General features: G+C 62.0%; 21 protein-coding genes. 10 read left to right on the top strand and 11 right to left on the bottom strand.

Annotated features, from left to right (window positions below; translation table 11 throughout):
• Window positions 1–19 precede the first annotated feature (19 nt).
• From H0921_RS16120 to H0921_RS16110, 3 genes are all read right to left on the bottom strand, one after another.
• Window positions 20–2,068: a dynamin family protein gene (locus tag H0921_RS16120; RefSeq protein ID WP_194539550.1), complete on the bottom strand. Its 2,049-nt coding sequence runs from the start codon at window positions 2,066–2,068 to the stop codon at window positions 20–22.
• Between the two features lie 74 nt (window positions 2,069–2,142).
• On the bottom strand, window positions 2,143–3,462 hold the full coding sequence (locus H0921_RS16115; protein WP_194539549.1) for a hypothetical protein: 1,320 nt from the start codon (window positions 3,460–3,462) through the stop codon (window positions 2,143–2,145).
• Window positions 3,417–4,865: a hypothetical protein gene (locus H0921_RS16110; RefSeq protein ID WP_194539548.1), complete on the bottom strand. Its 1,449-nt coding sequence runs from the start codon at window positions 4,863–4,865 to the stop codon at window positions 3,417–3,419. Before H0921_RS16110 ends, H0921_RS16115 begins: the two co-directional genes overlap by 46 nt.
• 230 nt (window positions 4,866–5,095) lie before the next feature.
• Between H0921_RS16110 and H0921_RS16105 the strand changes: the two genes are divergently transcribed.
• From H0921_RS16105 to H0921_RS16075, 7 genes are all read left to right on the top strand, one after another.
• Window positions 5,096–5,515, top strand: a complete 420-nt coding sequence (locus H0921_RS16105; RefSeq protein ID WP_194539547.1) for a hypothetical protein — start codon at window positions 5,096–5,098, stop codon at window positions 5,513–5,515.
• 695 nt (window positions 5,516–6,210) lie between these two features.
• Window positions 6,211–7,011: a GNAT family N-acetyltransferase gene (locus H0921_RS16100; protein ID WP_194539546.1), complete on the top strand. Its 801-nt coding sequence runs from the start codon at window positions 6,211–6,213 to the stop codon at window positions 7,009–7,011.
• Window positions 7,008–8,387 (top strand): amidohydrolase family protein, encoded by a 1,380-nt coding sequence (locus tag H0921_RS16095; protein ID WP_194539545.1) that lies wholly within the window; start codon window positions 7,008–7,010, stop codon window positions 8,385–8,387. Before H0921_RS16100 ends, H0921_RS16095 begins: the two co-directional genes overlap by 4 nt.
• Before the next feature lie 344 nt (window positions 8,388–8,731).
• On the top strand, window positions 8,732–11,152 hold the full coding sequence (locus tag H0921_RS16090) for a DUF1549 and DUF1553 domain-containing protein (RefSeq protein ID WP_194539544.1): 2,421 nt from the start codon (window positions 8,732–8,734) through the stop codon (window positions 11,150–11,152).
• Between the two features lie 286 nt (window positions 11,153–11,438).
• The gene (locus H0921_RS16085; RefSeq protein ID WP_194539543.1) at window positions 11,439–12,785 is read left to right on the top strand and encodes a DUF1501 domain-containing protein; all 1,347 of its coding nucleotides are present in this window, start codon (window positions 11,439–11,441) and stop codon (window positions 12,783–12,785) included.
• 438 nt (window positions 12,786–13,223) lie between these two features.
• On the top strand, window positions 13,224–13,922 hold the full coding sequence (locus H0921_RS16080; protein WP_194539542.1) for a rhomboid family intramembrane serine protease: 699 nt from the start codon (window positions 13,224–13,226) through the stop codon (window positions 13,920–13,922).
• A gap of 115 nt (window positions 13,923–14,037) precedes the next feature.
• Complete coding sequence (locus H0921_RS16075) at window positions 14,038–14,862, top strand: SDH family Clp fold serine proteinase (RefSeq protein ID WP_194539541.1); 825 nt, start codon at window positions 14,038–14,040, stop codon at window positions 14,860–14,862.
• Window positions 14,863–15,075: 213 nt separating this feature from the next.
• Here H0921_RS16075 and H0921_RS16070 read toward each other — a convergent pair whose 3' ends face one another.
• The 4 genes from H0921_RS16070 to H0921_RS16055 form a co-directional block, all read right to left on the bottom strand.
• Window positions 15,076–15,606, bottom strand: coding sequence for an FHA domain-containing protein (locus tag H0921_RS16070; RefSeq protein WP_194539540.1), 531 nt, complete (start codon window positions 15,604–15,606; stop codon window positions 15,076–15,078).
• 423 nt (window positions 15,607–16,029) lie between these two features.
• Window positions 16,030–16,515, bottom strand: a complete 486-nt coding sequence (gene greA / locus H0921_RS16065) for a transcription elongation factor GreA (protein WP_194539539.1) — start codon at window positions 16,513–16,515, stop codon at window positions 16,030–16,032.
• Between the two features lie 284 nt (window positions 16,516–16,799).
• On the bottom strand, window positions 16,800–17,528 hold the full coding sequence (locus H0921_RS16060; RefSeq protein WP_194539538.1) for a hypothetical protein: 729 nt from the start codon (window positions 17,526–17,528) through the stop codon (window positions 16,800–16,802).
• Between the two features lie 260 nt (window positions 17,529–17,788).
• Window positions 17,789–18,259: a GNAT family N-acetyltransferase gene (locus H0921_RS16055; protein ID WP_194539537.1), complete on the bottom strand. Its 471-nt coding sequence runs from the start codon at window positions 18,257–18,259 to the stop codon at window positions 17,789–17,791.
• A 194-nt stretch (window positions 18,260–18,453) separates the two neighbouring features.
• On the opposite strand from H0921_RS16055, the gene H0921_RS16050 reads away from it, so the two are divergent.
• The 3 genes from H0921_RS16050 to hisI all read left to right on the top strand — a co-directional run bounded on the left by H0921_RS16050 (window position 18,454) and on the right by hisI (window position 20,382).
• Entirely contained in the window at window positions 18,454–18,966 is a 513-nt protein-coding gene (locus H0921_RS16050; RefSeq protein WP_194539536.1) for an adenine phosphoribosyltransferase, read from the top strand.
• Window positions 18,967–19,111: 145 nt separating this feature from the next.
• On the top strand, window positions 19,112–19,645 hold the full coding sequence (locus H0921_RS16045) for a DUF1542 domain-containing protein (protein WP_194539535.1): 534 nt from the start codon (window positions 19,112–19,114) through the stop codon (window positions 19,643–19,645).
• Between the two features lie 362 nt (window positions 19,646–20,007).
• Window positions 20,008–20,382, top strand: a complete 375-nt coding sequence (hisI, locus tag H0921_RS16040) for a phosphoribosyl-AMP cyclohydrolase (RefSeq protein ID WP_194539534.1) — start codon at window positions 20,008–20,010, stop codon at window positions 20,380–20,382.
• Window positions 20,383–20,477: 95 nt separating this feature from the next.
• Here the strand turns inward: hisI and H0921_RS16035 are convergent, their stop codons facing one another.
• The 4 genes from H0921_RS16035 to H0921_RS16020 all read right to left on the bottom strand — a co-directional run bounded on the left by H0921_RS16035 (window position 20,478) and on the right by H0921_RS16020 (window position 24,647).
• On the bottom strand, window positions 20,478–21,632 hold the full coding sequence (locus H0921_RS16035; protein ID WP_194539533.1) for an alpha/beta hydrolase: 1,155 nt from the start codon (window positions 21,630–21,632) through the stop codon (window positions 20,478–20,480).
• A gap of 406 nt (window positions 21,633–22,038) precedes the next feature.
• Window positions 22,039–22,839 carry a PIG-L family deacetylase gene (locus H0921_RS16030; RefSeq protein WP_194539532.1) on the bottom strand — a complete coding sequence of 267 codons (801 nt, stop codon included), beginning with the start codon at window positions 22,837–22,839 and terminating at the stop codon, window positions 22,039–22,041.
• 183 nt (window positions 22,840–23,022) lie between these two features.
• Window positions 23,023–23,745 carry an ERF family protein gene (locus H0921_RS16025; RefSeq protein WP_194539531.1) on the bottom strand — a complete coding sequence of 241 codons (723 nt, stop codon included), beginning with the start codon at window positions 23,743–23,745 and terminating at the stop codon, window positions 23,023–23,025.
• A 254-nt stretch (window positions 23,746–23,999) separates the two neighbouring features.
• Window positions 24,000–24,647: a hypothetical protein gene (locus H0921_RS16020; protein ID WP_194539530.1), complete on the bottom strand. Its 648-nt coding sequence runs from the start codon at window positions 24,645–24,647 to the stop codon at window positions 24,000–24,002.
• Window positions 24,648–24,813: the final 166 nt, after the last annotated feature.

Below are 24,813 nucleotides of genomic sequence, written 5' to 3'. Positions count from 1 at the left end.
TCTCCTGGGGACGGTGCTGTCATTTTGCGGGCGGGCCGTCGCTGCCACTTTTATGTTCATCGACCAGAAGGGACAATTCGCTGCTCAACTGCCGCAGGCGATAGCGGAGGCGGGAGCGAATCTTCTGATCGAGATAGTCGAAGACGCTGTCGAGCCGCTCCTGGAGCAACCGCAGGGATTGGCGGTCGCGCAGGAAGCCGGAGGAGGTTAGGCCTGCACCGCCCGGCAGGTCCAAGCGGCCCTGGAGCCAGCTTTCCAGCTCGGAGGTGATAAACCTCAAGTCCTGGCCATTGCCCAACCACTCTGCATAGTGGGCACGGTCTTCGTCGCTGATCCTTTGCCACCAACTCTCGCACGTCTCCTGGGAGTTCCCCCAGCGGACCGTGGGCAGCTTCTCCAATTGGGTGCGAATCTCTTCGTAAGCCCGCTGAAAAACCAGACCGGTATGGAGGCATTGTTTCAACAGACGTTCGATGAGGCGGGCATTGGTATCCACCAGGCGAGCAATCTCGTCTTGACTGCTATATTCCAGATTCTCGCGTTCCAGAGAGTCGATGATGTTTTTGAGCTGCTGTTCGCGGAAGGTATCCAGCACCGATCGCGCCGCCGTGTAGTTGCGCCAGCGGAGCAGCAGATCGCGTTGGAGGCGGATGACCTCGCTGTAGCACGTCTGGATATTGCGCAGCGCTTCGGGGTCCAAGCGGCGTCGTAGCTCTTCCGCCTGAAGGTGCTGTTCCAGCTTTTCGTGGAACCGTTTGAGTTTGCGTTCCACATCTTGGCGTACTTCCGCCGCCACCGAACGCGCCACATGCTCGAAGATCAACCGCCGGAGATAGCTGATCCCGCCATCTTTGAGCAATTCCTCCCAGGCCGACCGCATGTTCTCCGGGCAGCAAGCGGGGATGGGCCGCTCCGGTGTCTGCCCCACGAAGTCGCAGGCCTGCTCCAGATTGGCCCGCCCTTTGTTCCTCAAAGCATTCTCCCAGATGCGCTTGGCGGTGAAACAAACCTGGGACGCGGGAAGCTGAGACCGCTCCAAAAAGCGCTCGATCGTGTGAAAGATGTTCTCGTTGGCTCCATCCCGGAAACTGTCTGGCGTTAGCGTGTCCATCTTGTTGAAAATGACCCACGCCCGGTCGGTGAGCTTGTGGTCGAAAACCTGCATGACTTGGCAGAGGGCCTTGAGCATCCCTTCCGTCAGGAAGTTGCTGGCGGCATTGACGAAAAGAAAGGCCCCATCCAGTTGCGAGAGATACTCCCAGGTGACGATATCGTCGATGGTCCGCTTGCTGTCCAGACCCGGCAGGTCGCACAACTCCAGATCGTCCGGGATGTAGGAGTTCTTAACGCGGAAGCGGGCCTCGCGCAAAAGCAGCGCATCCTGGCCGCGTCCGCCTCCGTGCGTCGTGTAGGCATAACGCTGCTCATACGGCAGATTGCTTTCCCGCCGCGGCGGATCGGTCAGGACCTGTTTCCCCCGCCGCTTGTATGCCTCGATCAAGCCTTTGAGATACTTCAAATCGTCCTGCAAGCGCGGGCGTTCCACCCCTTCCTTGCGGAAGTACTCCGCCTTGTCCAGGTAGGGCACGATGTCCTTGTCCAGGTCGCCGACGGTGCTCAACCCCAGGGCTTCCTGGCACAGGCGATGGAGGCGTTGTTCAAACTGTTTTGGCGTGAGGTACTCCAGGTCCAGGGCGAAGTGGTCGGCTTTGACGATGCGGCTGGGCAGGCTCGAGCAGGCATCCATAGCGCCGGGCTTGCAGATTTCGTCCCCCAAGACGCTGTTGACCACGGTCGATTTGCCCGCTTGGGTGATACCGATGCAGCCGACCACGTACTTGGTGCGGGTCAGGCGCTGCCGGATGTCTTCCAACAGGCCCACCACCTCCTGGACGAAATCCTCACGCGCCAGAAGGGCGGCGTACTCCCCGCGTTGCAAATTCTGCAGGCGCTCCACGCTCTGGTTGTACCGTTGCACCAGCTCTGCCGCCGCATTCGGGTCCTGGGCGTACTTGACCAGCAAGGGGCATTCCGCGGGGGTCAGCGGGGCAGGTATCGCGCTGCTCATGGCCATAGCTCATCCACTCTCCCACTGTCCGAAATCGAGGAAGCTATTCTTTATTTTCAGTCAGAGGTCCGTGACTATTTAGGTTTCGTCTTGAGTTTCGGTAGGGACTGTCGCCAAGTGATGATTTCCTGCGATTCCAAAGGAGCAGTTTTTCCCTGTCGATTCTTGATAAAGATCAATTCTTTATTCCCATCGCTATCTTCAAAGATCCACACTGTGAGCATCCACATGCTAGGGATGCGATTGACCAGTTCAGGAATGTCTTTCAACTCAAAGGTTCGGGTGAAATGATCTTTTCCGTTGCGTCCGGTCTCCCACCACTTTGGCTGGTTTATCACATCCTTGTCGAGTATCGCCCTCTGATTGGGATCGAATCGTACCAGGTTTTTCTCGATGAGCAGAGGCAGGTCTTTCGACACATTCTTTACGCTGCTATGTTTCAGCCAGCGTGCGATTTCCTCATCTACCTTTTCCTCGGAAATGGGCAAATATACCCAAACATGTTTGACTCTGCGTGTTTTCAAATCGGGTACCACCACGGTGAGCGTATTTCCGTGAATGAAAGAAGTCGGTTCCGTTTCTAGGCCCACGGAAGCAACTGCAAATAGGTGCTGATCGAGGGATAGTAACTGGATGGGGTTACCGACCAAATCGGGGTCTTGGACCACGGCGAACAGCTCATCGAGATTCCCCTCAAAATCCTTGAGAATAAGTAAGTAAGCCCTGCTTTGGACTGGCCAATCGGCACTCAATTTCTGTTCCCCTTTGCTACTCAAGATTGTTGCGGTGCATTTTTGGGGCACATCGTTACCTTGCAGACGTAGGACGTAAGAACCAGGATAATTAGGTCGCAGTGCTACCGGTTGTTTGTCTTTCGGAGAAGACAATTTGAAGGTTTGGAGTTTGCCATTGGCAAATTCTACATCGAGTTCTTTGAGAACATATTTGTCCGATGGCAATTGGATTTTGTATATGTTATTATTGGCATCAAGAAGACTAATGTTCAGTTTTTCCTGAATATTACCGTTTGCTCCATTCTTTTCGGCTTGGGCGTCGTCCGCCGCCTCTACTCGCCAACCACTGCCGGGGATAAGCCTTTGGATCTCCTCGACAAAGGCGGGAGATACAGTGCGAATGATCGGCTCTTCTCGGACTTTCAGCTTGGCTCTTTGGATCCCTCTTTTGATCGTTTGCAAAATCAAATCTTCTTGCTGTTTAGGATCATCAAGCTTATTGGAAGGTATACGCAGCAGGAGGTACAACGTCCGCTTGCCCTGTCCTTGGGGGATGTCCTGGGACAGCAGGCGCGGGGCTTGGCTACAAAACAGAACGCAGACGGCTAGCGTGGCTAAGCTTCCAACTCGAGCAAACGCAGTTCGATAATCTCCTGCCATAACTGCTCCTTCTTTTCTACTTCAGGGTCATGCACTGGCTTGGATCGTAACAACTTGACATCGTCCAGCAGCTTCTTAAACTCACGAGCGACGTTGAAGCGCTCGGCATGATCGAAGGCTTTATCCACAAGCTCGTCGTGCTTCTCTTCAACTTTCTGGAGAGTGTTGCAGCGTAGTTTTGCCAGGGTGGCCTTCTGTTCATCCGTGAGGGGGGATTGAGGATTGTATGTGTCCCGCCAGTACTTCATTTGTTCCTCGTAAGGCTTTTGGGCAAACTCCTCCGGCGAAGGGATAATTATCTTCCTGTCCTCCCCCTCCGGCGGCGTTCGACTCAAAAGGTAATAAGCCAATCCGGCGGCGCCGATGACAAGGACCGCAGCTCCGAGAAGGAGAACGGTCCGCCGCCCCAGCGGGGACGGTCCGCGGGAGGATACCGCTCGCGCCCGGTTGAAATGGGAGCTGGGGGGACATCGTTCGAGCTGGGCGAGGAAATCGGCCATGTCGGCCACCTGTCCCTCGATGGCGGCATGCAGCAGGTTTAGGAAAGGGGTAAGGCTTTGGGGGCCGCGGTCATTGCCGACGACCAACCACCAGAGGAGCCGGGCGAAGGTCTGCACGTCTTCCGCAGGCGTCGGCGGGGTGAAGGGTTGTTTTTCCCAGACTGGGGGGGCGAAGCTCCTACAGGCGAACTGCTGCTGAAGCGGCGGACGGGAATAGAGCCAGGCGTAAGTCCAGTTGGCCTCGATCCATTCGGGCCGGCCCGGTTCCGCATCCCAGGGCGGCTCCCCGCGCGCCGGTTTCCAGTAAAAGCCCAAGTCGGCCAGAAAGACCTCCGAGCCATCGTCTTTGTAAAAGACGTTCTCCGGGCAGATCAAACCTGCGGACCACCCTTCGCGGTGCAGGCTGGCAATGTGCTGGGCGAGCAGATAGACGACCCGGTCCAGCCGATCGCCTACGGGAGAGTCGGCCTGCCGGATTTCCCCGGATTGGACGGCCTGCTCGATCGCTTGGCGAAGTTGGAGCAGGTTGTTGGAGTTGCGGACATCCCAGAGGCACTCGTAGCGTTGGGGATCGCGCGGATGCTTGAGCCAAGCGCAAGGTTGCACCGAGGCCGGCGGGGCAGTGTAGGTCACGCCGGAAGTCACGTAGCGGATGATCCCGATCTGTCCCAATTCAGTTTCCAATTCGTCGATTTTTTCCAGGACTCCGCAGACACCGAAGCGCAGGGGTGTGGGTGTGGGAGACGGTGAGGGAACGGGCTGGGGAGACGAGGAGGGCGTCGCTCCCGCCGAAGCCGACGGCGGACGCGCCGACCCCCCTCCTGCTGGACTCGCCGGGGCGGAGGGGCGGCTCGACAATGGGGGGGCAGCATCCTCATCTTCGTAAGGACTGCGCGTAGGCATGGTTGCTCGTGATGAACAAATTGTGGTTCAATTATGATACACCGCTAGCAGGTTGCGCTTAGCTCCCGCTTTGTTATCATCCCTGCGCGCGGCCAGGTTGTCAACCAGATTCAATTTTTTTGTGAATCCCTGCGGGGTTTCGGTTCGATAGCAAAAATGCCTGTCCTGAGGAATGGGTGCCCCTAGGGAAGGGGCCGCACGAGGACGGCCTGCCGGGAGGAAGGAAGACGATGATCCGAAAGCCGTGGTGGATGCACAATGTGGGCGTGATTCTGCTGGCGTGGGGTTTAGCGGGGCCAGCAGCGGCGGACCCCGGCGGGTTTGCCCCACCCGCAGGACGCGGAGGTGTCAACGGCTTGCCAGTGGTCATCGGCGGCCCCAATACGCTCCTGGGAGCGGGTGATCTGCCGCCGGGACGCGGACCGGATCGCTACGGCCTCCATCCCCACTTGAAAAAGTTCTTCCACATTCCACCCGGCGGACGCTGCGGCCCCGGTTGCGATGGCAGCGCCCATGCCTACGGCCCCTTCGGCCCGCACGGCACCCTGGTGTTCCCCCACCATCCCTTCGCCCGCAGCCCGCGTGACTTCTTCATGCTCGAACCCGCCAATGGACCTACCCTGCCCTACGCGCTCCCCTCCGGCCGCTAACTGGTGGGTTCGCCCCTGTTCCCTCAATTGGATTTCGCATGGAGTCCGAAGCGTCCCGGTTTCGTCTGGCATGGGTCCCTCAGGGGCATGACCAACCGACCGTTTGGTGAAACCTTCCCCGCGGCATCAGTCCAGTTTCCCGCCTCATAACAGTTGTTCCCGGTTATATCGTTGGCGGGCGTGAACCTCGGAGTCCGCCTTGCGGCAGGAGAGCTGCACGACTCCGCAGGCGGTTCACGCCCCGCCTTCATTTCCAGTCGCAGTTTCTGGGCCTTGTCGATGACCCGCCGCTTGTCGCGTTGGCCCTGGCCATGGAGAGGGGGCGAAACTGGGAAGCTCCGGCTGATGGGAAGGAATGGAGAAAGTACCGCCAGGGTTGCATTTTGGGGGCGGCTCCAGGCCAGCTTTCGGGAAGGGCCGGGTCAAGAGCGTCAGCGGCTGAGACGTAACCAGGGCAGCCAGAGATGCAGCTTATATCATCATAACTATAATTTTCTCAAGATGTTGCGTCAGGAACAGTAGGAAGGGCGGCCGAGGAGGTTACGTCCAGGGCAGGGGGAGGAGCCGGCAGGGTTTTTGGCAGGGGGGCAGGTAGAATACGGACGCCGAGCCGCGGCGGCCGGAAGGCAAGACCTTGGCAGCACTCCGTCGAAACGGGGGACCGGTCGCCGCAACTGTGTGAGGAGAGGTGCTTTGTGCGTTCGGAACGTATCGTGGTGTGGGAAACCTTCGACTTGAACGATCCCCTGACGCAAGCCGCTGGGGACTTGTACGAGCAGACCTTGGCTCCGGAAGAGCGCATCCCGTGGATTTGGATCGAGAAGGCGGTGGAGAATCGGCGGCATCGCAAGCGGAACTTCCGTCAGGAATGGACCAAGCATTTGTTTCTGGCAGCACGTGAAGCCGACCTGGAAGCTCCGCCGCGCTTAGCGGGCTACGCCTACGGGGCCTATCTGCCGGGTTTCTGCGGCTATCTGTGCTACCTGGGGGTCGCGGAGTGGGCACGGCGATTGGGCGTGGGGACCCGCCTGATGGAGCAATTTTTTCGGCAGATGGCGGTAGATGCCGGGGAGTTAGGAGAACCCCTGCCGTTTGTGCTCTGGGAGAGCCGCCGGCCAGAGGCGGACGCGGGGGAAGCCGCCTGGCAACTCTGGACGGCCCGTGTGCGCCTGTTCCAGCGCGTCGGGGCGTGGTGGATCGAAGGGGTGGATTTTCTCACGCCCAACTTCGCGGCCAATGATGAGGGGGAGGAAGAAGCCGAGCCGGTCCCGCTGCAACTGTTCCTACGCCCGATGGAGGAACCGGTTTCGGCGTTGAGTAGCGAGCGGCTCCGACAGATCATCGCCCAGTTGCAGCAGACGGTGTACCGCCGGGGACCGGGGGATGATCTGTATGAGCAGACGCTGCCGCCGGGATGCCAGCCGCAATTGCGTCCTGCCTGGCAAGCGGCGCAAAGACCAACCCCCACGCCAGTGGCCGCCGGAGTGCGCGCGTGAGAAGCTATCAGGCCCGCTGGGTCGTCCCGATGGATCGGCCTCCGTTGCCCGGAGGAGTGGTGGCCGTCGCGGGTGACACCATCGTCTCGGTCACACCGGCTGGCGAAACCCCCGCCGATGTGGACCTGGGAGACGTAATCCTCCTGCCCGGCCTCATCAACGTCCATACTCATTTAGACCTGAGCGAGGCGGCAGCCTGCCGGCCTGCCTCGGCGTCCGCCGCCGTTCCCTTGCCCGACTGGTTGGAGCAGGTGGTCGCTATCCGCCGCCATCAGACCTTTGCCCAGCGGCAGGAAGCCATGCAAGCCGGGCTGCTGGCGTGCTGGCAGGCTGGTGTCACCACGGTCGGGGATATTGTCACAGATCCGCAGCTTTGGCCGATGCTAACGCGGTCCCCCCTGCGAGGCGTGGCCTTCCTGGAAGTGCTCGGTTTGACGCTGCCCCGTGCGGAGGCGGCACGCCGAGCGGCCGAGGCATGGCTGACCCCGGCGCTCTCCGGCGCTTCCTCCCTCGCTGGCACTTCTCCGCTGGCCGGTTTCCCCGTCTCTGCCGCTGCCCCGTCCTCCGAATCAGCGGAACCTGCTCCCTGCCGCTGGCGTCGAGGTGTCAGTCCCCATGCTCCCTACAGCGTGCGCCGGGAACTTTTCGCCGCCGCTTTGGACCTAGCCGCACAGGGGCAATGCCCCGTAGCGATTCACCTGGCCGAAAGCCAGGAGGAAGCGGAGCTGTTGCATACCCGCCGCGGTGCCTTTCGGGACCTGCTCCAGCGCCTCGGCGTGTGGGACCCCGCCGGACTGATCCCTTCCTGGGAAGCCCTTCTGGCCTGGGCTAGCTCCCACCGTGGGCCAGTACTGTGGATTCACGCGAATTACCTGGCCCCCCGAAGTTTGCCGGCGCATCACACGGTGGTGTACTGCCCACGAACCCATGCGGCCTTCGGCCATTCCCCTTATCCTCTCCCAGGCTGGCGGCACGCCGGGGTCCGCCTCTGCTTGGCCACGGATAGCCTCGCTTCCAACCCCGACCTGAACCTTCTCGCGGAGGCTCGCTTCGTCCACCAGCGCTATCCCGATCTACCTGCGGAAGAAGTCCTGGGGATGATCACCCGTGAGGCCGCCGCTGCCCTGGGAAGCGAAGCCCAACTCGGCACGCTCACCCCTGGCAAAGCCGCCGATCTGATCGTCCTTCCCTGGCCCCCTGGAATCCCGACGCATACCGACCCTTGCCGGGCCATCCTGGAATCGGCGGTACCCGTAGCCGGAGTCATGATCGCAGGCCGATGGCTTTCCGTTCCCAATAACAGAAGGCAATCGCCCTCCCTTCCCGAAAACGACGGGGAACAGCGACCCGCCCCTCCCGAAAACGGGGAACAATGACCCACCTCTTCCGAAAACGGTGTTTCCTCCCCCTCCCGTGAACCCCCTCGCCCCGCCTGTTCCCCTTTTGGTGTGTACACAAATCCAGCATAGCTCCAGATTTTGAAAAATTTTTCTTGCATCCCTTCCGAATTTCTGCGAAACTTATAGCGGCTGGGATCGTTGAAAAGATTAGAGATGTACGTAAACTGAGCCTGCCTCGTATCCGGAATAGGAACCCCGCTAACCCGGATTTTCCTCCCGCCTTGAGTCTCGCCAAAGAGTGTGATCGAACTTTACGGCTTGCCACGGCAGAGGTCGGGGAACCTGTGGGATTGCTGCCGCTGCCTCGGAGGGGGCATGACATGAAGACCGAACGCTGCCATTGGACTCCTTCTCTCCGTCTGGGCATCGCCGCTGGGCTGTTCGTCCTGTTCGCTCCGTCGGGCCAAGGGGCCGTACCCCTCCCCACGGGCGGAGAGATCGCCACGGTGGACTTCGAGCGCCACCTCATGGGTCTGCTCACCAAAGCCGGCTGCAATATGGGGAGCTGCCACGGTTCGTTCCAGGGAAAAAACGGCTTTCGCCTGTCCCTGTTCGGCTACGAACCGGCGATGGATTACGCCGCCTTGACGCGGGACAACCTGGGCCGTCGGCTCAATCCCCAGCAGCCGGAAGCCAGCCTGCTTTTGCTCAAGGCGACCGGCCAGGTTCCCCACGAAGGCGGGATGCGCTTCGGCAAGGGAAGCTGGATGTACCAGATGTTTGTGGAATGGGTCCGCCAGGGGGCGAAGTGGACGCCGGGCAGCGGCACGGTGGAGCGCCTGGAAGTAGTGCCGGGCGATTTCGCCTTGCTGGCGGACGGGAAGAGCTTGCAGGTGCGGGTCACCGCCCACTTCGCTGATGGCAGCCAGGAAGAGGTCACCCCCTTCTGCGACTTCAAGATCAGCGATGACGCCGTGGCCCATCTCAGTCCCCTCGGCCAACTCACCCCCAAACAACCCGGCGATGCCGCCCTGACGGTGCTCTACCGGGGACAAGTGCGCTCCATCCGCGTGCTCGTCCCGGCGCCGAGACGGGAAGCCGCCTACCCCACCCTGCCGGAGCATAACTTCATCGATCGGGAAGTCTTCGCCAAACTCCGGCTGCTCAATATCGTCCCGGCGGATCTGGCTCCCGATGCTGTCTTCCTGCGCCGGGTGTACATCGACACCATCGGGCAACTTCCTACGCCGGAGGAAGTCCGCGCCTTCCTCGCCGACACCGACCCCAAAAAGCGGGAAAAACTGATCGATCGGTTGCTGGCCCATCCGCTCCATGCCGCCCTGTGGGCCACCAAACTCTCGGATGTCACGGGGAATAACACCCAGGCGCTGGAGAACCCAGCGCAGATCCAACCCCGCCGTTCCCAAATGTGGCAGGATTGGCTGCGCAAGCGCATCGCCGACAACGTTCCCTACGACCAGATCGTACGGGACATCCTCACCGCGACCAGCCGGGACGACATGACCCCGGAAGAGTGGATCGCCTTCGCTCAGCGTGTGGATGAGCAGATGCTGGCCGGCGCCCAGACCGACTATCCGTCCAAAAAGACGCTCGACCTCTTCTGGCGCCGGCAGCAGCAAGTGCCGATTGAGCAGTGGGGCGAAAAGGTGGCCGCCGCCTTCCTCGGCATCCGCCTGGAGTGCGCTCAGTGCCACAAGCATCCCACGGACCGCTGGACGCAGGAGGATTACTGGGCCTTCGCCAATATCTTCGCGGGGGTGATATATCAGAACAATCAGTTCAGCAGCCCCGAAGTGAGAAAGCTGGTCGATGCTGTCAACGCGCAGCGCCGAGCCAAGGTGACGCAACAGAACCAGGCGATCCTGCTGCGGGAGCTGTTCGTCCCCCGCCAGATTCCGAACAACCGCTTGCGTCCTAACCCCGGCACTGGCCGCGTCCCCACTCCGAAAGCTCTGGGCGGCCCGGAAATCCCGCTCCAAGCTGGCGTCGACCCCCGCCTCCGCCTCGTCGAGTGGATGACCCGCCCGGACAATCCCTTCTTCGCCCGTGCCTTCGTCAACCGCGTCTGGGCCCATTACTTCGGCATCGGCCTGGTCCACCCCGTCGATGACTTCTCCCAAGCCAACCCGCCGAGCAATCCCCGCCTGCTCGACGCGCTGGCCCAAGAGTTCATCCGCAGCGGCTACAACATCCGCCACCTGGAAAAACTGATCCTCACCAGCCGCACCTACCAACTGGACTCCACCGTCAACGACAGCAATAAGTTCGACACGAATAACTATTCCCGCGCCTACATCCGGCCTCTGATGGCCGAGCAGGTGGTGGACATCCTCAACTGCGCCCTGGGGGTCAACGAGCCGTTTACCGGCCCGGATGCCGTCTTCAACGGGATGAAGATGATCGAAGTCGGTTCCAGCCGCCTTGTCGGGAATGTGGCCTACGTGCTGCGGATCTTTGGCCGCCCGCCCCGGACCACCGCCTGCGACTGCGAGCGCGCTATGGAACCCGCCCTGCCCCAAACCCTCTTCCGCATGACGGACCCCAGCCTGCTCGCCAAGTTCAATCAACCGCAGGGCCGGGCCGTGCAATTGGCTCGTTCCCGCTTGAGCAACGAAGAAGTTACGGACGAGCTGTTCCTGGCTACCCTCAGCCGCTATCCCACGGCGCAGGAAAAAGCCGCTGCCCTGGAACACTTCCGCACCGCACGCACCCGCCAGGAGGCGATCATCGATATCCTCTGGGCCTTGATCAACACCCGCGAGTTTATCCTGAACCACTAGGAGGCCGCGACGCTTAGAGACGCCATACTCTCGGTGGACTTGAACGCCCGCCGCGATCAGACTTGCCACGGTTGAGAGGGAATGCCTGACACCGGAGAGATGTCGGACACCGGAGAGATGTCGGACACCTACAAGGAAACACCGGCGGGCACAGCACCGTTAGGAGCAACCGGTTGGGGAAGACGTAAGGAGCGCGAGCGACCGGTTGGGATAAGACAAGGAGCGACCGTTAGGATAAAGAGTTGGACCCTGGTTTTTTCCTTCCTTCACTCCCAGGAGAAGTGCCATGACGCTGCTGAAACGGACCGATTGCGAAGGGTTCCACCGCCGCGACTTTTTGCAGATCGGAGCGGCAGGAGCCTTGGGGCTGACGCTGCCGGGTTTCCTCGCCGCGGAAGCCCAAGCCCGGAGCAAGGGTACGCGCCCGGCGAAAGCCCGCAGTGTGATCCTGCTCTGGCTGGCCGGCGGCCCCGCCACCATTGACATGTGGGACAACAAGCCCGATGCCCCAGAAGGCATCCGCGGGGAGTTCAAGAACATCCCGACCTCCGTGCCGGGCCTCTACTTCTCGGAACCGCTGCCGAAATCCGCCCAGATTGCCAACCGGCTGACCGTGGTCCGCTCGCTCTATCACACCATCCCCAGCCACGGCCCGGCGAGCGTGTTCATGACCACCGGGAACAAGCCGACCGCCGCCTTGCAGTATCCCTCGATGGGGTCGCTGACGGCCCGGCTGCTGAGTGTGCCGCGGGGCGTTCCCCCCTACGTCACCTTCGGCGGTAATGCCAATACAAACTTCGGCATGGCCGGCTATTTGGGCACCGCTTACAACCCGTTCCTCATTGAAGGGAATGGAGTCGGCGGGGAGAAAGGCCGAGGGAACGCTGGGGGCAGCTTCAGTGTCCGGGGTCTGTCCCTGCGCGGCACCTTCACCCTGGAAGACCTGGAGAAGCGGGACAAACTCCTGCGGCAATTCGACAGCACCTTCACCGCCTACGATCGTTCCAGCGAGCTGCTCGATGGCTTGGACACCTTCCACCAGCAGGCCCTGGACATCCTGCGGAGCGACCGGACGCGCGAAGCCCTGGACCTGTCCCGCGAAAAGGCCGCCACACTGGAGATGTACGGCAACACTCCGTTCGGCCGCGGCGCCCTGGCTGCGCGCCGCCTCATCGAGGCCGGCGTCCGCTTCGCCACCGTCACCTTCGGCGGCTGGGATACCCACAACCAGAACTTCGTCCGCTTGAAGAACAACCTCCTGCCGGTGCTGGATACGGTCCTGTCCGCCCTGGTCCGCGACCTGGAAGATCGCGGCCTTTTGGACAGCACCATCGTCATGGTGGCCGGGGAGTTCAACCGCACGCCGCGGATCAACCGCAATGCGGGCCGGGATCACTGGGCGCGATCGATGGCGGTGGTCCTCGCCGGCGGCGGCTTCCCCCGCGGCTATGTCCACGGCAGCACCGACGCTTCGGGCATGGCACCGGCCACCGAACCGTGCACGCCAGACGACCTGGCTGCCACCATCTTCACCCACCTGGGGATCGACCCGCATATGGAACTGACCACGCCTACCGGCCGGCCCATGCAACTGTTCCGCGAAGGCCGCCCGATCGAAAAGCTGCTCGGCTGACCATGCGCTGTCCCTGAAAAACACCTCGGCGGCCCCTTTTCGCCGCTGCTGACGCTCCCCGGCGGGGGAAACGTTCCCGTCCCCCCCGCCGCTCCTCACCCATCCGTGACGGATCGGATCACTTTCCCTCCGCGACGGAAACCCGTGGGGAGTTCCATCCCCTCCGCATGCTCTTCTGCCGCCGGTGGCCACCCCCTCGTTCGGGATCGACCGCCGGCGTTTGCTTTCCGCCCCCCCTTGACTCGTCCGCCGCCCGCCGAACCAAGCCTAGGACAAGTCCCCAAACCAGCTAATGCCCGTAGCGCTACGGCACAGACGATGCGGTGCCACTCGGCTGAACTCGCCCTCCAGCGGCACTCCGTCAATACCGCGGTGTTGCTCTTACCGAACGGACTTCCTAGATCATGTAACAAACTCTGAGGCGGAGCTGGTGTCGTCATGTTTCCGATTCAGGATAACGTTCCGTCCCGCAGCGTCCCCTGGGTCACCTGGACGTTGATCGCGCTGAATGCGCTGGTGTTCCTGCAGGAAGTGGCCCTTCCGGCGGCGCAACTGGAGCGGCTGGTGCAGTTGCTCGCCCTGGTTCCGGCGGAGCTGCTGGCGGACCCGTGGCGGCACTGGCCGACGCTGATTACCAGCATGTTCCTTCACGGCGGCTGGCTGCATATCCTCGGCAACATGTGGACGCTCTATTTGTTCGGCGATAATGTCGAAGACCGCATGGGACCCGCCCGCTATTTGATCTTCTATCTCCTCTGTGGCGTGGCCGCGGGCTTGACCCACGTGCTGAGCATGCCAGCGAGCACTACGCCGACGCTGGGGGCCTCCGGAGCCGTGGCCGGCGTGCTCGGAGCTTACCTGCTCCTCTATCCGGGCGCCCGGATCGTCACCCTCATCTTGATCGTCTTTTTCCCGATCTTTGTCGAGCTGCCAGCGCTGGTGTTCATCGGCATCTGGTTTTTGACGCAGCTTTATAGCGGTACCTTAGCCTTGCTGTTACCGGCGGAGAGCTTCGGCGGGGTCGCCTGGTGGGCTCACGTGGGCGGCTTCGTGATGGGCATGCTGCTGCTCCCCCTCTGCAAGAAACCTCAGCAACGCTACCGCCGGCGCTACCCGGATGAATACTGGCCCTGGTGACAGAGAGGCGGCACAACGCCGGGCGGAAACGCCCTCTGAGCTGCGACCCGCACTATTGGACCTGCCACCAGCACAGGAATCAACGCAAAGCACCTAAGCCAAGGGAGAAACGATCATGGGCGGACTGGGCGAGTGGTTTTGGATCTTCCTGATGATCGTCATGCTGCAACCGGTGTTGCGCCAGAAAATGCTGGAATCGGCCCGCCTGCGCCTCATGCACCGCATCGAAGAGCAACGCAAAAGCCGGGTCATTCTCCTGGTCCACCGGCAGGAAACCATGAGCCTGCTCGGCTTCCCCTTGATGCGCTACATCGATGTGAATGATGCCGAGGAAGTGATCCGCGCCATCCACCTAACCGATGACGATGTTCCGATCGACCTGGTGCTGCACACCCCCGGCGGGCTAGTTCTGGCGAGCCTCCAAATCGCCCGCGCCATCAAGGCCCATAAAGCGAAAGTCACCGTGATTGTGCCGCACTACGCCATGTCGGGCGGCACCCTCATCGCCCTGGCCGCGGATGAAATCATCATGGACAGCCACGCCGTCCTCGGACCGGTTGATCCCCAACTCGGCGAATACCCCGCCGCGTCTCTGGTCAAAGTCGTACAAGAGAAAAAGATCGACGAAATCGAGGACCGCACCCTGATCCTGGCCGACATCGCCGCCAAGGCCCTCAAACAAATCCGCTCGGAAGTCCTGGAGTTGCTAGAAGGCAAGATGCCTCAAGAGCAGGCGGAACGCCTCGCCGACCTGCTCACTCAGGGGACGTGGACGCACGACCATCCCATCAGTTTCGAGGAGGCCAAGCGGCTGGGCCTGCCCGTGCGCAGCGATCTGCCCCAGGAGTTCTACCAGTTGATGAATCTCTTCCCCCAGCCGGTGCAACGCCAGCCCGCCGTGCAATACATTCCGACGCCCTACGGCAATCACAAGCCGTGAGCCGGGATCGCTCCTGCACCTGCCCCAGTCGTCTGGCGAGGAGCCATTCCACCGGCTACAAATCCACCTGCCCCCAAACACCCGGCGCGGGACCGCTGTACCCACCGGCTGCACCAACGCTTGCGGACTGAGACAGTGCCTGCCGCCAGCTTGGGGGCTTGGTCTCTTCCGAACTCTCGGCGCAGACCGCTTGGGGGAAAAACTGGCGCCGACTCACAGCGGCTGGGCTGTCGGGATGGAAGGGGACGGCGAAGAGGGCGGCGCCTCCGCAAGATAGAACGTCAACACCCGGTTGCACAAAGTGATGCGGTCACCATGACACAGCGGCGTGGGGCGGCTGATCCGCTGATTGTTCAGATAGGTGCCGTTCTTCGAGGCCACGTCGTACAACTCGCATTGCCAATTATGATGGACGACGATGGCACAATGCCGCCGGGAAATGCACTCCTCGCGGATGACGATGTCGTTATCCGCCATCCGGCCGATGGTGTTGACTCCGACGTGAAGGGGGTAAATGTGCTGGGCTTCGTCTTGCAAAAAGCAGGGGCATTGGCGGGGCAATTGGTCGACAGGTACTGCGACGGTGGCGTCGCTGCGGGGACCGGCTTGCGGCGACAAAACACGGCTATCGCCGGCAATGGTCTGATCCCCACAGGCTCGCTGCAAGGCCTCCCGCGCCCGCCGGAACAGCTCACGCCGTTCCCCGTCCGACAGAACGACACTGGAAAAGAGCGGGTCGGACATGTTCGGGAACTCTCCCCGTCGTGTACCAATGCCACCTGAACGTCGCCGAATTGTACGTCGAGAATCGCGCGCGCCCCGGACCTCCGTCTCACGCCTCCGCGCCGCCAATCGTAGCAGCCAGCCCAAGATTAGCCTGAAGGCACAGCGCAGGCGAATCTTTCTATATCATCTCGGTTAGGTTTTAGGACCGTCAAGAGGGCAAGGCCAAAATTTTCACAATTTCCTGAAAAGGCCTGTCAGGTGTGCCGCTTCCGCGGCGGAACCGACTTTCACTTCACGGCGGACCCTGCCCATTCCTCACCCCGGCGCGGCCGACCCAGCTCCCCCGGAAGGAACCCTGCCCTCCCCCCGGCGCCGCTGCGGGAACGCCCTTCCTTCTCGAAGCGTCGGTTCGCCGCTCGGCCGACGTTCCAGGGGCAAGAGTTAGAGCTGGGCCAGGGAAATGTCGAGGATTTTGTAGCGGATGACGCCGCGGGGCACGGGGATTTCGACCACATCCCCGACCTTGTGGCCCATCAATCCCTGGGCGATGGGGCTGGTGCTCAAGATGCGGCCATTGTCGGGGTCTTCCTGTCCGGGTCCGACCAGCTCGAAAACTTCCTCTTCCTCGATGTCCAGGTCGAGCACTTTGACCCGGCTGCCGAAGACCACGGTGTCCCGCGGGAGATGGCTCGGATCGATGATCACGGCGCGCGCCAGCCGATCGGACAGCTCGTTGATGCGAGCCTGGAGCAGACCCTGGTCTTCGCGTGCGGCGTGATACTCGGCGTTTTCGCTCAGATCGCCCAGTTCGCGGGCTTTGGCCACCCGCTTGGTCACTTCGACCATTTCGACATTCCGCAGGCGATCCAGCTCCGCCTTGAGTTTCTCGTAGCCTTCGCGGGTCATCGGGATAGCGTCTTGGCTCATCGTCGGAACTCTCCTGAGGGCGAGGGGGAACCTCGGCCCTGCCGTCTCAACCCGTTCCCGTATCCATTCCAACGCCGGACGGGAGGACACGCACCCCTCCCCTTGTGCTGCCGCGGTAGTGATCCGGCCCAGCCGACAAAAAACCGATCCCGACGGAGGGGTCGGGATAGGGTGCCCGGCGCTAGGGCCAAACTGCGAGGAGGAGGCAGGCCGTCCGACAAAATAACGACGGCGGTCAGAAGCCCGGAGTCTGTGGGTCCACCGCCGTGGTCATCACCGTCATATTATACATCATCCGGCGTGCTGTGAAGGACTATCCGCAGCACGAGGCGTTCCGAGAGAGGCCAGCCGCGGACCGTCCAGCCTTGCTGCCGCAAACGGTGGGGCCGCTCCAGGAGGGCGACCCGCTCGTAGCACTGCTGCTCTACGGGGAGCAGGTTCTTGCCGCTCACCCCACAATTGCTGCGGCGCAAGGACACCACGCCGTCATCGACGAAGCTGATCACCGCCGGTTCGTCCAGGTCCAGCCAGCGCAGGGCAATCATTTCCGCCGAGGCGGTGGCAAAGCGCTCCTGCAAGGCGAGCAAGTCCCGTTGGCATTCCCGCTGCGCCGCCCGGAACATCCGCGTCGGTAACAACAGGCGGGGGGGAAAGAGCGTGCGCAACTGCCCCAGAAAGACACGCTCGTGCGGATCGAAGGGAAGGCCCAATTTGCGGCAGAGCTGCGGAGCCAGGGCCAGGGCGATCCCCTCCGCCGCCGCCTTGTGCCGCTGTTCCCGTGTCATGCCGGCGGTGAGCACGATGCCGTCTTCCGCACTCGGCCGCCGCCGCCGTGCACGGGGACGCTCCCCCGCTTCCGGCGGAGGAGGAGACTGGATCGTGATCGGTATCCCTAAATGCTCCTTCGCCAGATACAAAGCATCCACCGGCGGCGTCTCGATCCCCGCCCGCTCCAGCAGCCCGGCGATGAGCCGGTCGATCGCCTCAAACAATTCCTCCGCAGTAAAGTCCATACTGCGAGTTTACCGCAGGAGGGAAAGCCTTTGCAATCGACGTTGGGGAAAGTCACGAGCCTCAGCCGGGGACCCGAAGCCGCAGAAGGAGGCACCGCAGATTTGGTTTGGAGGTTGGGTTTGCGCTAGGTTCACGCGGCGAATCCGAGCCGATGGGGACACGAGGCCGATTCCACCGGGGAAAAATGGAGAGCGGCACCGTGACAGGGGGGAAACCAACACACCGGCATCGTCCGGGAACGCAGCGGCCACCGCCGGCTTCAGACCGGCTTCCAGCACTTCTCCAACACGCCGTAGGTGGTCGGCTGCAAGCCCAAAGCGGCATACACTGCCTGGGCTGCCCGATTGTCTCGTTCGACGTAGAGGCGCAAGCCCACGACTTGGCCCTCCCGGCGAGCGCGCTCCTCCAGATGTTCCACCAGAGCGCGGAACACCCCCCGACGGCGGAACGCCGGCTGGACATAGACGCTCTGCAACCACCAGAACCAACCGTTGCGCCAATCGCTCCACTCGAAGGTGATGAGCACCTGGCCGACCACCTGCCCCTCGACTTCGGCGACGGTGTAAAAGCCCCGCTGCGGATCGCCCAAGAGCGCCGCCACACCCGCCTCGACCGTGACCGGGTCCAGCCGCTTCTGTTCGGTTTCCCAGGCCAAAGCCAGGTTGTAGGCCACCAGCGCCGCCAAATCCCGCCGCTCCGCCGCACGGATGACCATACGCTCCGGGTTCATCGTCTTGCCACGGTCCTCCAGGAAGATACTCTGATCCCGGCCGTTCGCATCACGGATTCCTAATCACAGCCAGGCATTCCGAATCACGGCAGAGCAGTGCCCCACCCGATAGATTATCTGGGAAAAAACAACATCCCAGGCTGTCGGCTTTTTGCTAGGCTAAGGGAAATTCCATCTGTGGGGAGGGCCGTCCGATGGATTTGCGCAGCTACATCCGCGACGTACCGGATTTTCCCAAACCGGGGATTTTGTTCAAGGACATCACGCCGCTGTTGGCCGACCCGTCGGCGTATGCCTACGCCGTGGCCAAGTTGGCCGCCCATTACGCGACCCGGCCTGTCGATGCCATTGCGGCGGCGGAAGCCCGCGGCTTCCTCTTCGCGGCCCCGATGGCCCTGGAGCTGCGCAAGCCCCTCATCCCCTTGCGCAAACCGGGCAAGCTCCCCTTCCAAACCCACAGCTACAAGTACGACCTGGAGTACGGCTCAGCCGAGCTGCAAGTCCACATCGATGCCATCGCCCCGCACGCCCAGGTGCTGCTCGTCGATGATGTCCTAGCTACCGGTGGGACTATGGCCGCAGCCTGCAAACTCGTCGAACAGGCGGGTGGAAAGGTCGCCGGCTGTGCCTTCCTGCTTGAATTGACCCATCTCCAGGGACGCGAACGTCTCGCCGGCTACGACTGCTTCAGCCTCATCCAATGCTAAAAGCCGCACGCACTGCCGGAAAGGTACGGTTCCTCCCCGTCGAGGTTGCCAGAGCGAAGTTGCCCTACGAGATCAGGAAACAAGACACCCCAGACAGAACCAAGGAGACGAAGACACCCCAGCCGGAATCAGGAGGAGACGAGACATGAGCAGCTACCCCCCCGATGATTACCGCTCGTATCCCTACGGTCCGCCTCCCCTTCCCAATAACTACCACCAGAGTTATCTGGCCGCGAAAGCCGCGGTGCGTGTCCCCGCTTTCCTGCTCATCCTCACCGGCATCCTGACCCTGCTGACGGAGATCCTGTTCCTCATCGCCCTGCCATTGCTGCCCAAAGCCTTCAATGACGCCATCGCTAACGTCCAGCAAGACCCCAACCTGACCCAGGACGAGAAAGAGGAGTTGATCGAACTCTGGACCGAACTCAAAAACTCCGTCGAACACCCCCTGACCTTTCCCTTCACCATTGTCAGCATCCTTTTATGCCTGTTAATCCTCATCGGCGGGATTCAGATGTGGAACCTCTCCGGCCTGGCGCTACCCGTGACGGCTTCGATCCTGGCGATCATTCCGTGCATCAGCGGGTGTTGTTGCTGGATCGGGATGCCCGCGGGGATTTGGGGCCTTGTGGTCCTGTCCCGCCCGGAGGTGAAAGCTGCGATCGCGGGGTCACGGTGAGATCGCCCCCTGGCGCTCGAAACGTGAACGCCCCACGATTCTAGGGGCAATCCTCGGCTTCCGCGAGCGGTTCATTTCTTGGCACGCCGTTCCATCCGAAGGGCGGATGACTCCGACATGCGGGTGATCCGAGCGGGCGGGGTGCTCTCACGCTGCCGAAGCCCGATGCGGCCAGAGGTGTTATACCGTATTATAACAACAACTCCCCGCGGAGCTGCTTTAGGTGGTGTTATCGCGAAGGCCGCCATCGCCTGACTGGGGAGCCGAGCGGAGGAAGCGGAGGGTATGCCCACGCTGGGAAGCGGCTGGGCGAGTAAAATTCCCCCCAGACGAGAGGGACACGGCCGATTTGGGGACACGGCATGATCAACTTTGACAAAAGCGGCGGGATCGTCCCCGCGATCGCTCAGGATGCCGAGACCGGCGAAGTGCTGATGCTGGCGTGGATGAATCGCGAGGCGTGGGAGGAGACGCTGCGGACGGGCCGGGCGGTCTATTACAGCCGTAGCCGGGGCCGCCTGTGGCGTAAAGGGGAGGAAAGCGGCCACGTGCAGCACGTGGTGGAAGTGCGCGTGGATTGCGACGCCGACACCGTCCTGCTCAAAGTGCGGCAAGTGGGCGGGGCGGCTTGCCACGAAGGGTACAAAAGCTGCTTCTTTCGCCGCGTGGAAGGGGACCAGCTCCAACTCGCCGCTGAGCGCGTCGTGGACCCTGCCACCATCTACCGCAAAAGCTAAGCCGCCTCTCGCAAAAGCTAAGCCGCCAAGCGCGCTCCGCGTTCGCCTAGCGTCATCGCTTTAGGCTTTTACGTCCCAAGACGGGGGATTCGCCATCACGGCGTGAAGCCAAAGTACCTCAGATCGATGAAGAGCGGGGCACTGTAGCCGCGATTGCGCGCCGCCACCTTGGCCCGCTCCTTCTGAATAGCGGACATGAACTGCAAGATGGTGTCCTCGGTTTTGAGCGTGGCGTTATTGCCCAACAGGCCGACGCCGGAGAGACTCTTCGCCCCCTTGATGGAGAAGAGGTATTTTGGATTGAGAGGGTTGAGGCCGAGTTGGCGGTTGCCAGCACCGACGAGAACTTCGTGGAAGAAGAAGCGGGCATCCCGCTGGGCTATGGCATCGCCATCCCCATAGAGGAAGAGCATGGGATTGTTGTCGCGCAATTTGGGCGCATAAGCGCTAATCCAGCTTTTGGCCAAGGTTTCGCTGACCACACTGGGCCGAATCGGGCTGAGCCAGACGGCCGCGCTAATGTCCTCCCCCGCCGGCACCTTGACCCCCCCGGCAATCCGCTGGGGCACAAACTCATAGCGTGCCGCGGGAAGAATCTCCGCCACACCCGGAGCAATCGCTGGGCGGTACCATTCCGTCACGATCCAGGCCATGCCCAGGGTCGCCGCCGTGCCCGCGCCGATGAGATAGAGGGAACTGGTGTTGCAATCCCGCAGGTCGTTCTTCGCATCGAGATGGGCACGCACCGCCGCCAGGTCCAGCAGATAGACCGGCATGTAGCGTAGCGGATCGCGAATGTCCTTGAAGTAGATGTCATTTTTGAGCGGCTTTTTCCCAAAGCCGGTCACGTACTTGACATTCCACGGCCCGGTGTAGGGATTGGTCCAGAACACATCCTTATCCTTGATTTCATGCCCCCGCTTGCCGTGTCCGCGCCAGTCGAAGCGGAAGACGTTGTACCCCTCCTGGGTGAGTCGCCGCGCTAATCCTTCCCAGTCCCCCTTAGTCATATCGGTCTCCGCCCCGCGTTGACCCGGCGGATAGAGCAGGATGACGACAGGGGCCGAGGAGGAGTTTTGCGCCGCCTTGTAAAACAGGCCACGGAGAATGACGCCATCCGCCGTGGAGAAGGTTTCCTCGACCGGCGGCTCCCCTTTCTGGGCCAGGAGATGGGCCGAGGGACGAACGGGCAGGATGGCGAGCATGCCCAGCACAAACAGAGCGATAGCACAGTAGTGTCGGCAGCGCATACCTGTCTCCACCTGGGGTTGCGACGGACAGCCGATTCGGCCTTCTTTCTTCCATCATACCTTCAGTCTCGCCCCCCTGCCATGAGGGAATTTGCCCCGGCGTTACGATTTTCCCTCCCGAAGGTTCCGATTTTCCGCCCACTGGCAACCGGATTTTCCAACTGTGGGAACTGGATTTTCCACCCGTAGAAACCGGATTTTCCAACCGTGGCAGCCGACGGGATGTCCCACCGCCGGGACTCGTAAGGCAGGGGCGCTCCTTCCTCCCACCCACCGCAGCAGCAGCCGACCGCTTCCCAGCGGATGGGCTTTTTCGCCGAGAAAAGCTCGAAGCCTAACCACCGCACGCCGACCGCCGCCACGGCCTTTGACCCGCCCCCGACTGGAACCCAGGGGAAGCGATGCCTCAGCCGGTGGGGAGATGATCCTTGCCCGGCAGTTGCACCGGTGCAAGCGAGCCTTTGCTGCCGTGAACCAATTGGACCAGGTCCGTGGCCCCAACCGGCGCCGGCAGGGCGAACAACTCCCCGTAGTGGAAACCGCAACGGGCGCCATGATAGCCGTTGACCGAGCGGATCATGTGCTCCACCCGCTGGAAGCGGCTAGCGTCAAACTGCGACTCGTAAACCCGGATCGCCGCCAGTTTCTGCTCGATGGTGTCGGTGATGTCGATGACAAACTGGCTATGCCAGTGGCGATTCTCCGCATCGAACGGAAACGGAACGTACACGAGATGGGGAATGCGGTACGGGGCGGTGTGGCCGAAGCGGTCATCCCAGCGGGTGAGTTGGGAGTAGAAGCGGGCCGCCTCGGCGATAAGCTGGCCCTGGTAATGGTCGGGGGAAGCGGCTGGCGTGCGGCCATAAGCCACGAGGATGATGCCGGGGCGGTACCGCCGGAACTCGGTGGCCAGCCGAAAGCGATTCTCCGGGCAATCCATGAGAACACGATTGGGCAGGTCGATGTTTTTGCGCACCTGGACGCCGAGGATGCGGCGGGCTTGTTCCGCTTCCGCCAGCCGCTTCTCCACGCTGCCGCGCGGGGTCGGTTCCCCGTTCGTCAGGTCGAAGATGCCGACCTGGTACCCCAAGAGCACCAGCTTGGCCAGGGTGCCGCCGCAGAGAATCTCCACGTCATCAGGATGGGGTGCCACCGCGATGACATCCAGCCGTTCCGGCTCCGAAGGTAACGAACCTGTCGCACTCACAGCCACACCTCAGGACACTGTTCCGCGAAACCGCCGGGTTATCCTATCAACGCCGCGGGAGGAAGTCAGAGGAGCGGCCGTCTGGGGAAGGGGACAAGGCGGAAGCGGATGGTCTATCCGCGGACGGCGCTTCGGGGGGGGAGCCAACCGAGGCTTCCGTTTCGGAGCTGGAGCGGGACCTCTTCAGGCGGCGGAGGGCAAACTGGCCGTGGTTGGAGGAACGGTTGTCGAGGGACTGGACGGGAAAAAAGCACGGGCCGGCTGGCCGCTCTTCAGGGCCACAGCGATGTCCCGCAGGCGCCGCAGGTGCGTCTCCTCGATCTCTTCCGGGCGCTGGACCCCCACCGCCTGGCACACCTGCTCCGCCGTCACCCCGTGGGTCTGCTGGAAATAGTCCAGCATGCGCCGCCGGCTTTCCTCCCGCCGGTCCGCACCGCGACGGCTGCGCTGAACCGTGCCGCTGGCGCTGTTGCCGTCGTCATCCTCTTCCCCCGCCACGCCTGCCAGAGCTTGCAGGGCATACCGCCGGGCATACGTCAGGGCCGAACCCATGCCCTGGGGATCATCCTTGACCAGCCGCAACGGCAAGCATGCGCCCAAATACTCCCCGGACTCATGCAACAGCAGCGTGAACAAGGCCGGCCGACCCGACCCCTCGCACGGCAACTGCACCACGCTCAACCCGTGGCGATTGAGCACCGGCAGCACCCAGTCCCGCACCGTTGCCAAATCGGCATACTTCGACTTGAAGTGCGGGTTGACCCGATCCTTCGGCGGGTTTTTCAGCTCCGCTTGGGCCTGGGCCAGCGCCTTGGCGAGATTCGCCAGGGAGGCACTCCGGCAAATCCCGCTGCCCCATTCCCCCGCCGCCTCGCCGCCCAGCGCCGTGGTGAATCGCTCGCTCATCGTTCCCCCTCCTCTCGGACCTGTTCTTCGGGAACCGCACAGGTTGGGCTGGTTTCCCCCTCCGGCAATCCTTCCAGCCGGGACGGGAAAGTCGGCCCTCTTCCGCCTATGCCGTGCCCCGCGCTTTCTGAAACTGTGTCCATTATGGACAAAAGATTCAGAAAGGGGAAGGTCCGTAGGCAGGGGAGGCTGCGCGAGCAATTGGTGAAGCCCGAGGCGGGCCGCTCAGGGGCGCCTGTTCTGCCGTCCTGCCGCTAGCGAACCAGCCGCATGCGGGTCTGCTGGAGCACCTGGCCCTGGTCTCCCAAAAAGAGCAGGTCGCACAGGTAAACCCTCTTTCCCTTATCGGCGGGTAGGGGAATGAGGGCCGCCCACTTCCCCGCGCAAACCAGGCCGGACACGCAGCTATAGCTTTCCCCCGTCTGCTCGTTCCACGTGACGATCTGCAACTGCCGGATGGGCAGATGGGCCGAGCAAGTGCCGTAGTAGCAGACACTGCCGGGAACCGGTGCAGCCGAGCCGGTGGGACACGCCGCTTCGACGGACATGCGATGATTGCCATCCGGCGGCGGCGGAGGGGGTGGGGGAGGCGGCGGAGCCACCACCGGCGCGTCAGCCTGCACCTCCACATTCTCCACCTGGGGCGCATACACCGGCTGGGTGTTGACCTCGTAGCTCGCATTGACGTTGTACACCGCCCCGACAGTCAACCCCGCAAACTGCGCCATCCAGATGCCGTCGCTGCGGAACTGAAAGTTCCCCGCCACCACGACATCGTTGCTGTTGTTCACGTTGGTCATCACCGCATTGCCATTGGCCGCGGGATTGTTCGCGTCGTACGTCCCCCAAATCGTGTAGTTGGGCGGACAACACCCTTCGGTGACTGGAAAACAAATCTCCATAAAAACCTCCTTTCATCTAAATGATGGTAGAGTCCACGCAACTCTACCTCTTTCCCTTGAGTCGAACACTCTGTGTTCTTCTCTCTATTCTCAGTAGGTAACGACTCGAAACCCCATGTCAATAATTTTTGCGTGACCAATGGGACGAATATCCTTGGGGAACTTC

Origin of the sequence: Thermogemmata fonticola (assembly GCF_013694095.1) — a bacterium.
Lineage (GTDB): Bacteria > Planctomycetota > Planctomycetia > Gemmatales > Gemmataceae > Thermogemmata > Thermogemmata fonticola.
This window is presented reverse-complemented; position numbering and strand designations above follow the sequence as displayed.

What these genes read in the sequence shown, in the direction of transcription:
- H0921_RS16085 (WP_194539543.1), top strand. Translation starts at nt 11,439, where the DNA reads ATGACGCTGCTGAAACGGACCGATTGCGAAGGGTTCCACCGCCGCGAC.
- H0921_RS16090 (WP_194539544.1), top strand. Translation starts at nt 8,732, where the DNA reads ATGAAGACCGAACGCTGCCATTGGACTCCTTCTCTCCGTCTGGGCATC.
- H0921_RS16035 (WP_194539533.1), bottom strand. Translation starts at nt 21,632, where the DNA reads ATGCGCTGCCGACACTACTGTGCTATCGCTCTGTTTGTGCTGGGCATG.
- H0921_RS16045 (WP_194539535.1), top strand. Translation starts at nt 19,112, where the DNA reads ATGAGCAGCTACCCCCCCGATGATTACCGCTCGTATCCCTACGGTCCG.
- hisI (WP_194539534.1), top strand. Translation starts at nt 20,008, where the DNA reads ATGATCAACTTTGACAAAAGCGGCGGGATCGTCCCCGCGATCGCTCAG.
- H0921_RS16120 (WP_194539550.1), bottom strand. Translation starts at nt 2,068, where the DNA reads ATGAGCAGCGCGATACCTGCCCCGCTGACCCCCGCGGAATGCCCCTTG.
- H0921_RS16070 (WP_194539540.1), bottom strand. Translation starts at nt 15,606, where the DNA reads ATGTCCGACCCGCTCTTTTCCAGTGTCGTTCTGTCGGACGGGGAACGG.
- H0921_RS16105 (WP_194539547.1), top strand. Translation starts at nt 5,096, where the DNA reads ATGATCCGAAAGCCGTGGTGGATGCACAATGTGGGCGTGATTCTGCTG.
- H0921_RS16025 (WP_194539531.1), bottom strand. Translation starts at nt 23,745, where the DNA reads ATGAGCGAGCGATTCACCACGGCGCTGGGCGGCGAGGCGGCGGGGGAA.
- H0921_RS16055 (WP_194539537.1), bottom strand. Translation starts at nt 18,259, where the DNA reads ATGAACCCGGAGCGTATGGTCATCCGTGCGGCGGAGCGGCGGGATTTG.
- H0921_RS16020 (WP_194539530.1), bottom strand. Translation starts at nt 24,647, where the DNA reads ATGGAGATTTGTTTTCCAGTCACCGAAGGGTGTTGTCCGCCCAACTAC.
- H0921_RS16050 (WP_194539536.1), top strand. Translation starts at nt 18,454, where the DNA reads ATGGATTTGCGCAGCTACATCCGCGACGTACCGGATTTTCCCAAACCG.
- H0921_RS16115 (WP_194539549.1), bottom strand. Translation starts at nt 3,462, where the DNA reads ATGGCAGGAGATTATCGAACTGCGTTTGCTCGAGTTGGAAGCTTAGCC.
- H0921_RS16075 (WP_194539541.1), top strand. Translation starts at nt 14,038, where the DNA reads ATGGGCGGACTGGGCGAGTGGTTTTGGATCTTCCTGATGATCGTCATG.
- greA (WP_194539539.1), bottom strand. Translation starts at nt 16,515, where the DNA reads ATGAGCCAAGACGCTATCCCGATGACCCGCGAAGGCTACGAGAAACTC.
- H0921_RS16080 (WP_194539542.1), top strand. Translation starts at nt 13,224, where the DNA reads ATGTTTCCGATTCAGGATAACGTTCCGTCCCGCAGCGTCCCCTGGGTC.
- H0921_RS16060 (WP_194539538.1), bottom strand. Translation starts at nt 17,528, where the DNA reads ATGGACTTTACTGCGGAGGAATTGTTTGAGGCGATCGACCGGCTCATC.
- H0921_RS16110 (WP_194539548.1), bottom strand. Translation starts at nt 4,865, where the DNA reads ATGCCTACGCGCAGTCCTTACGAAGATGAGGATGCTGCCCCCCCATTG.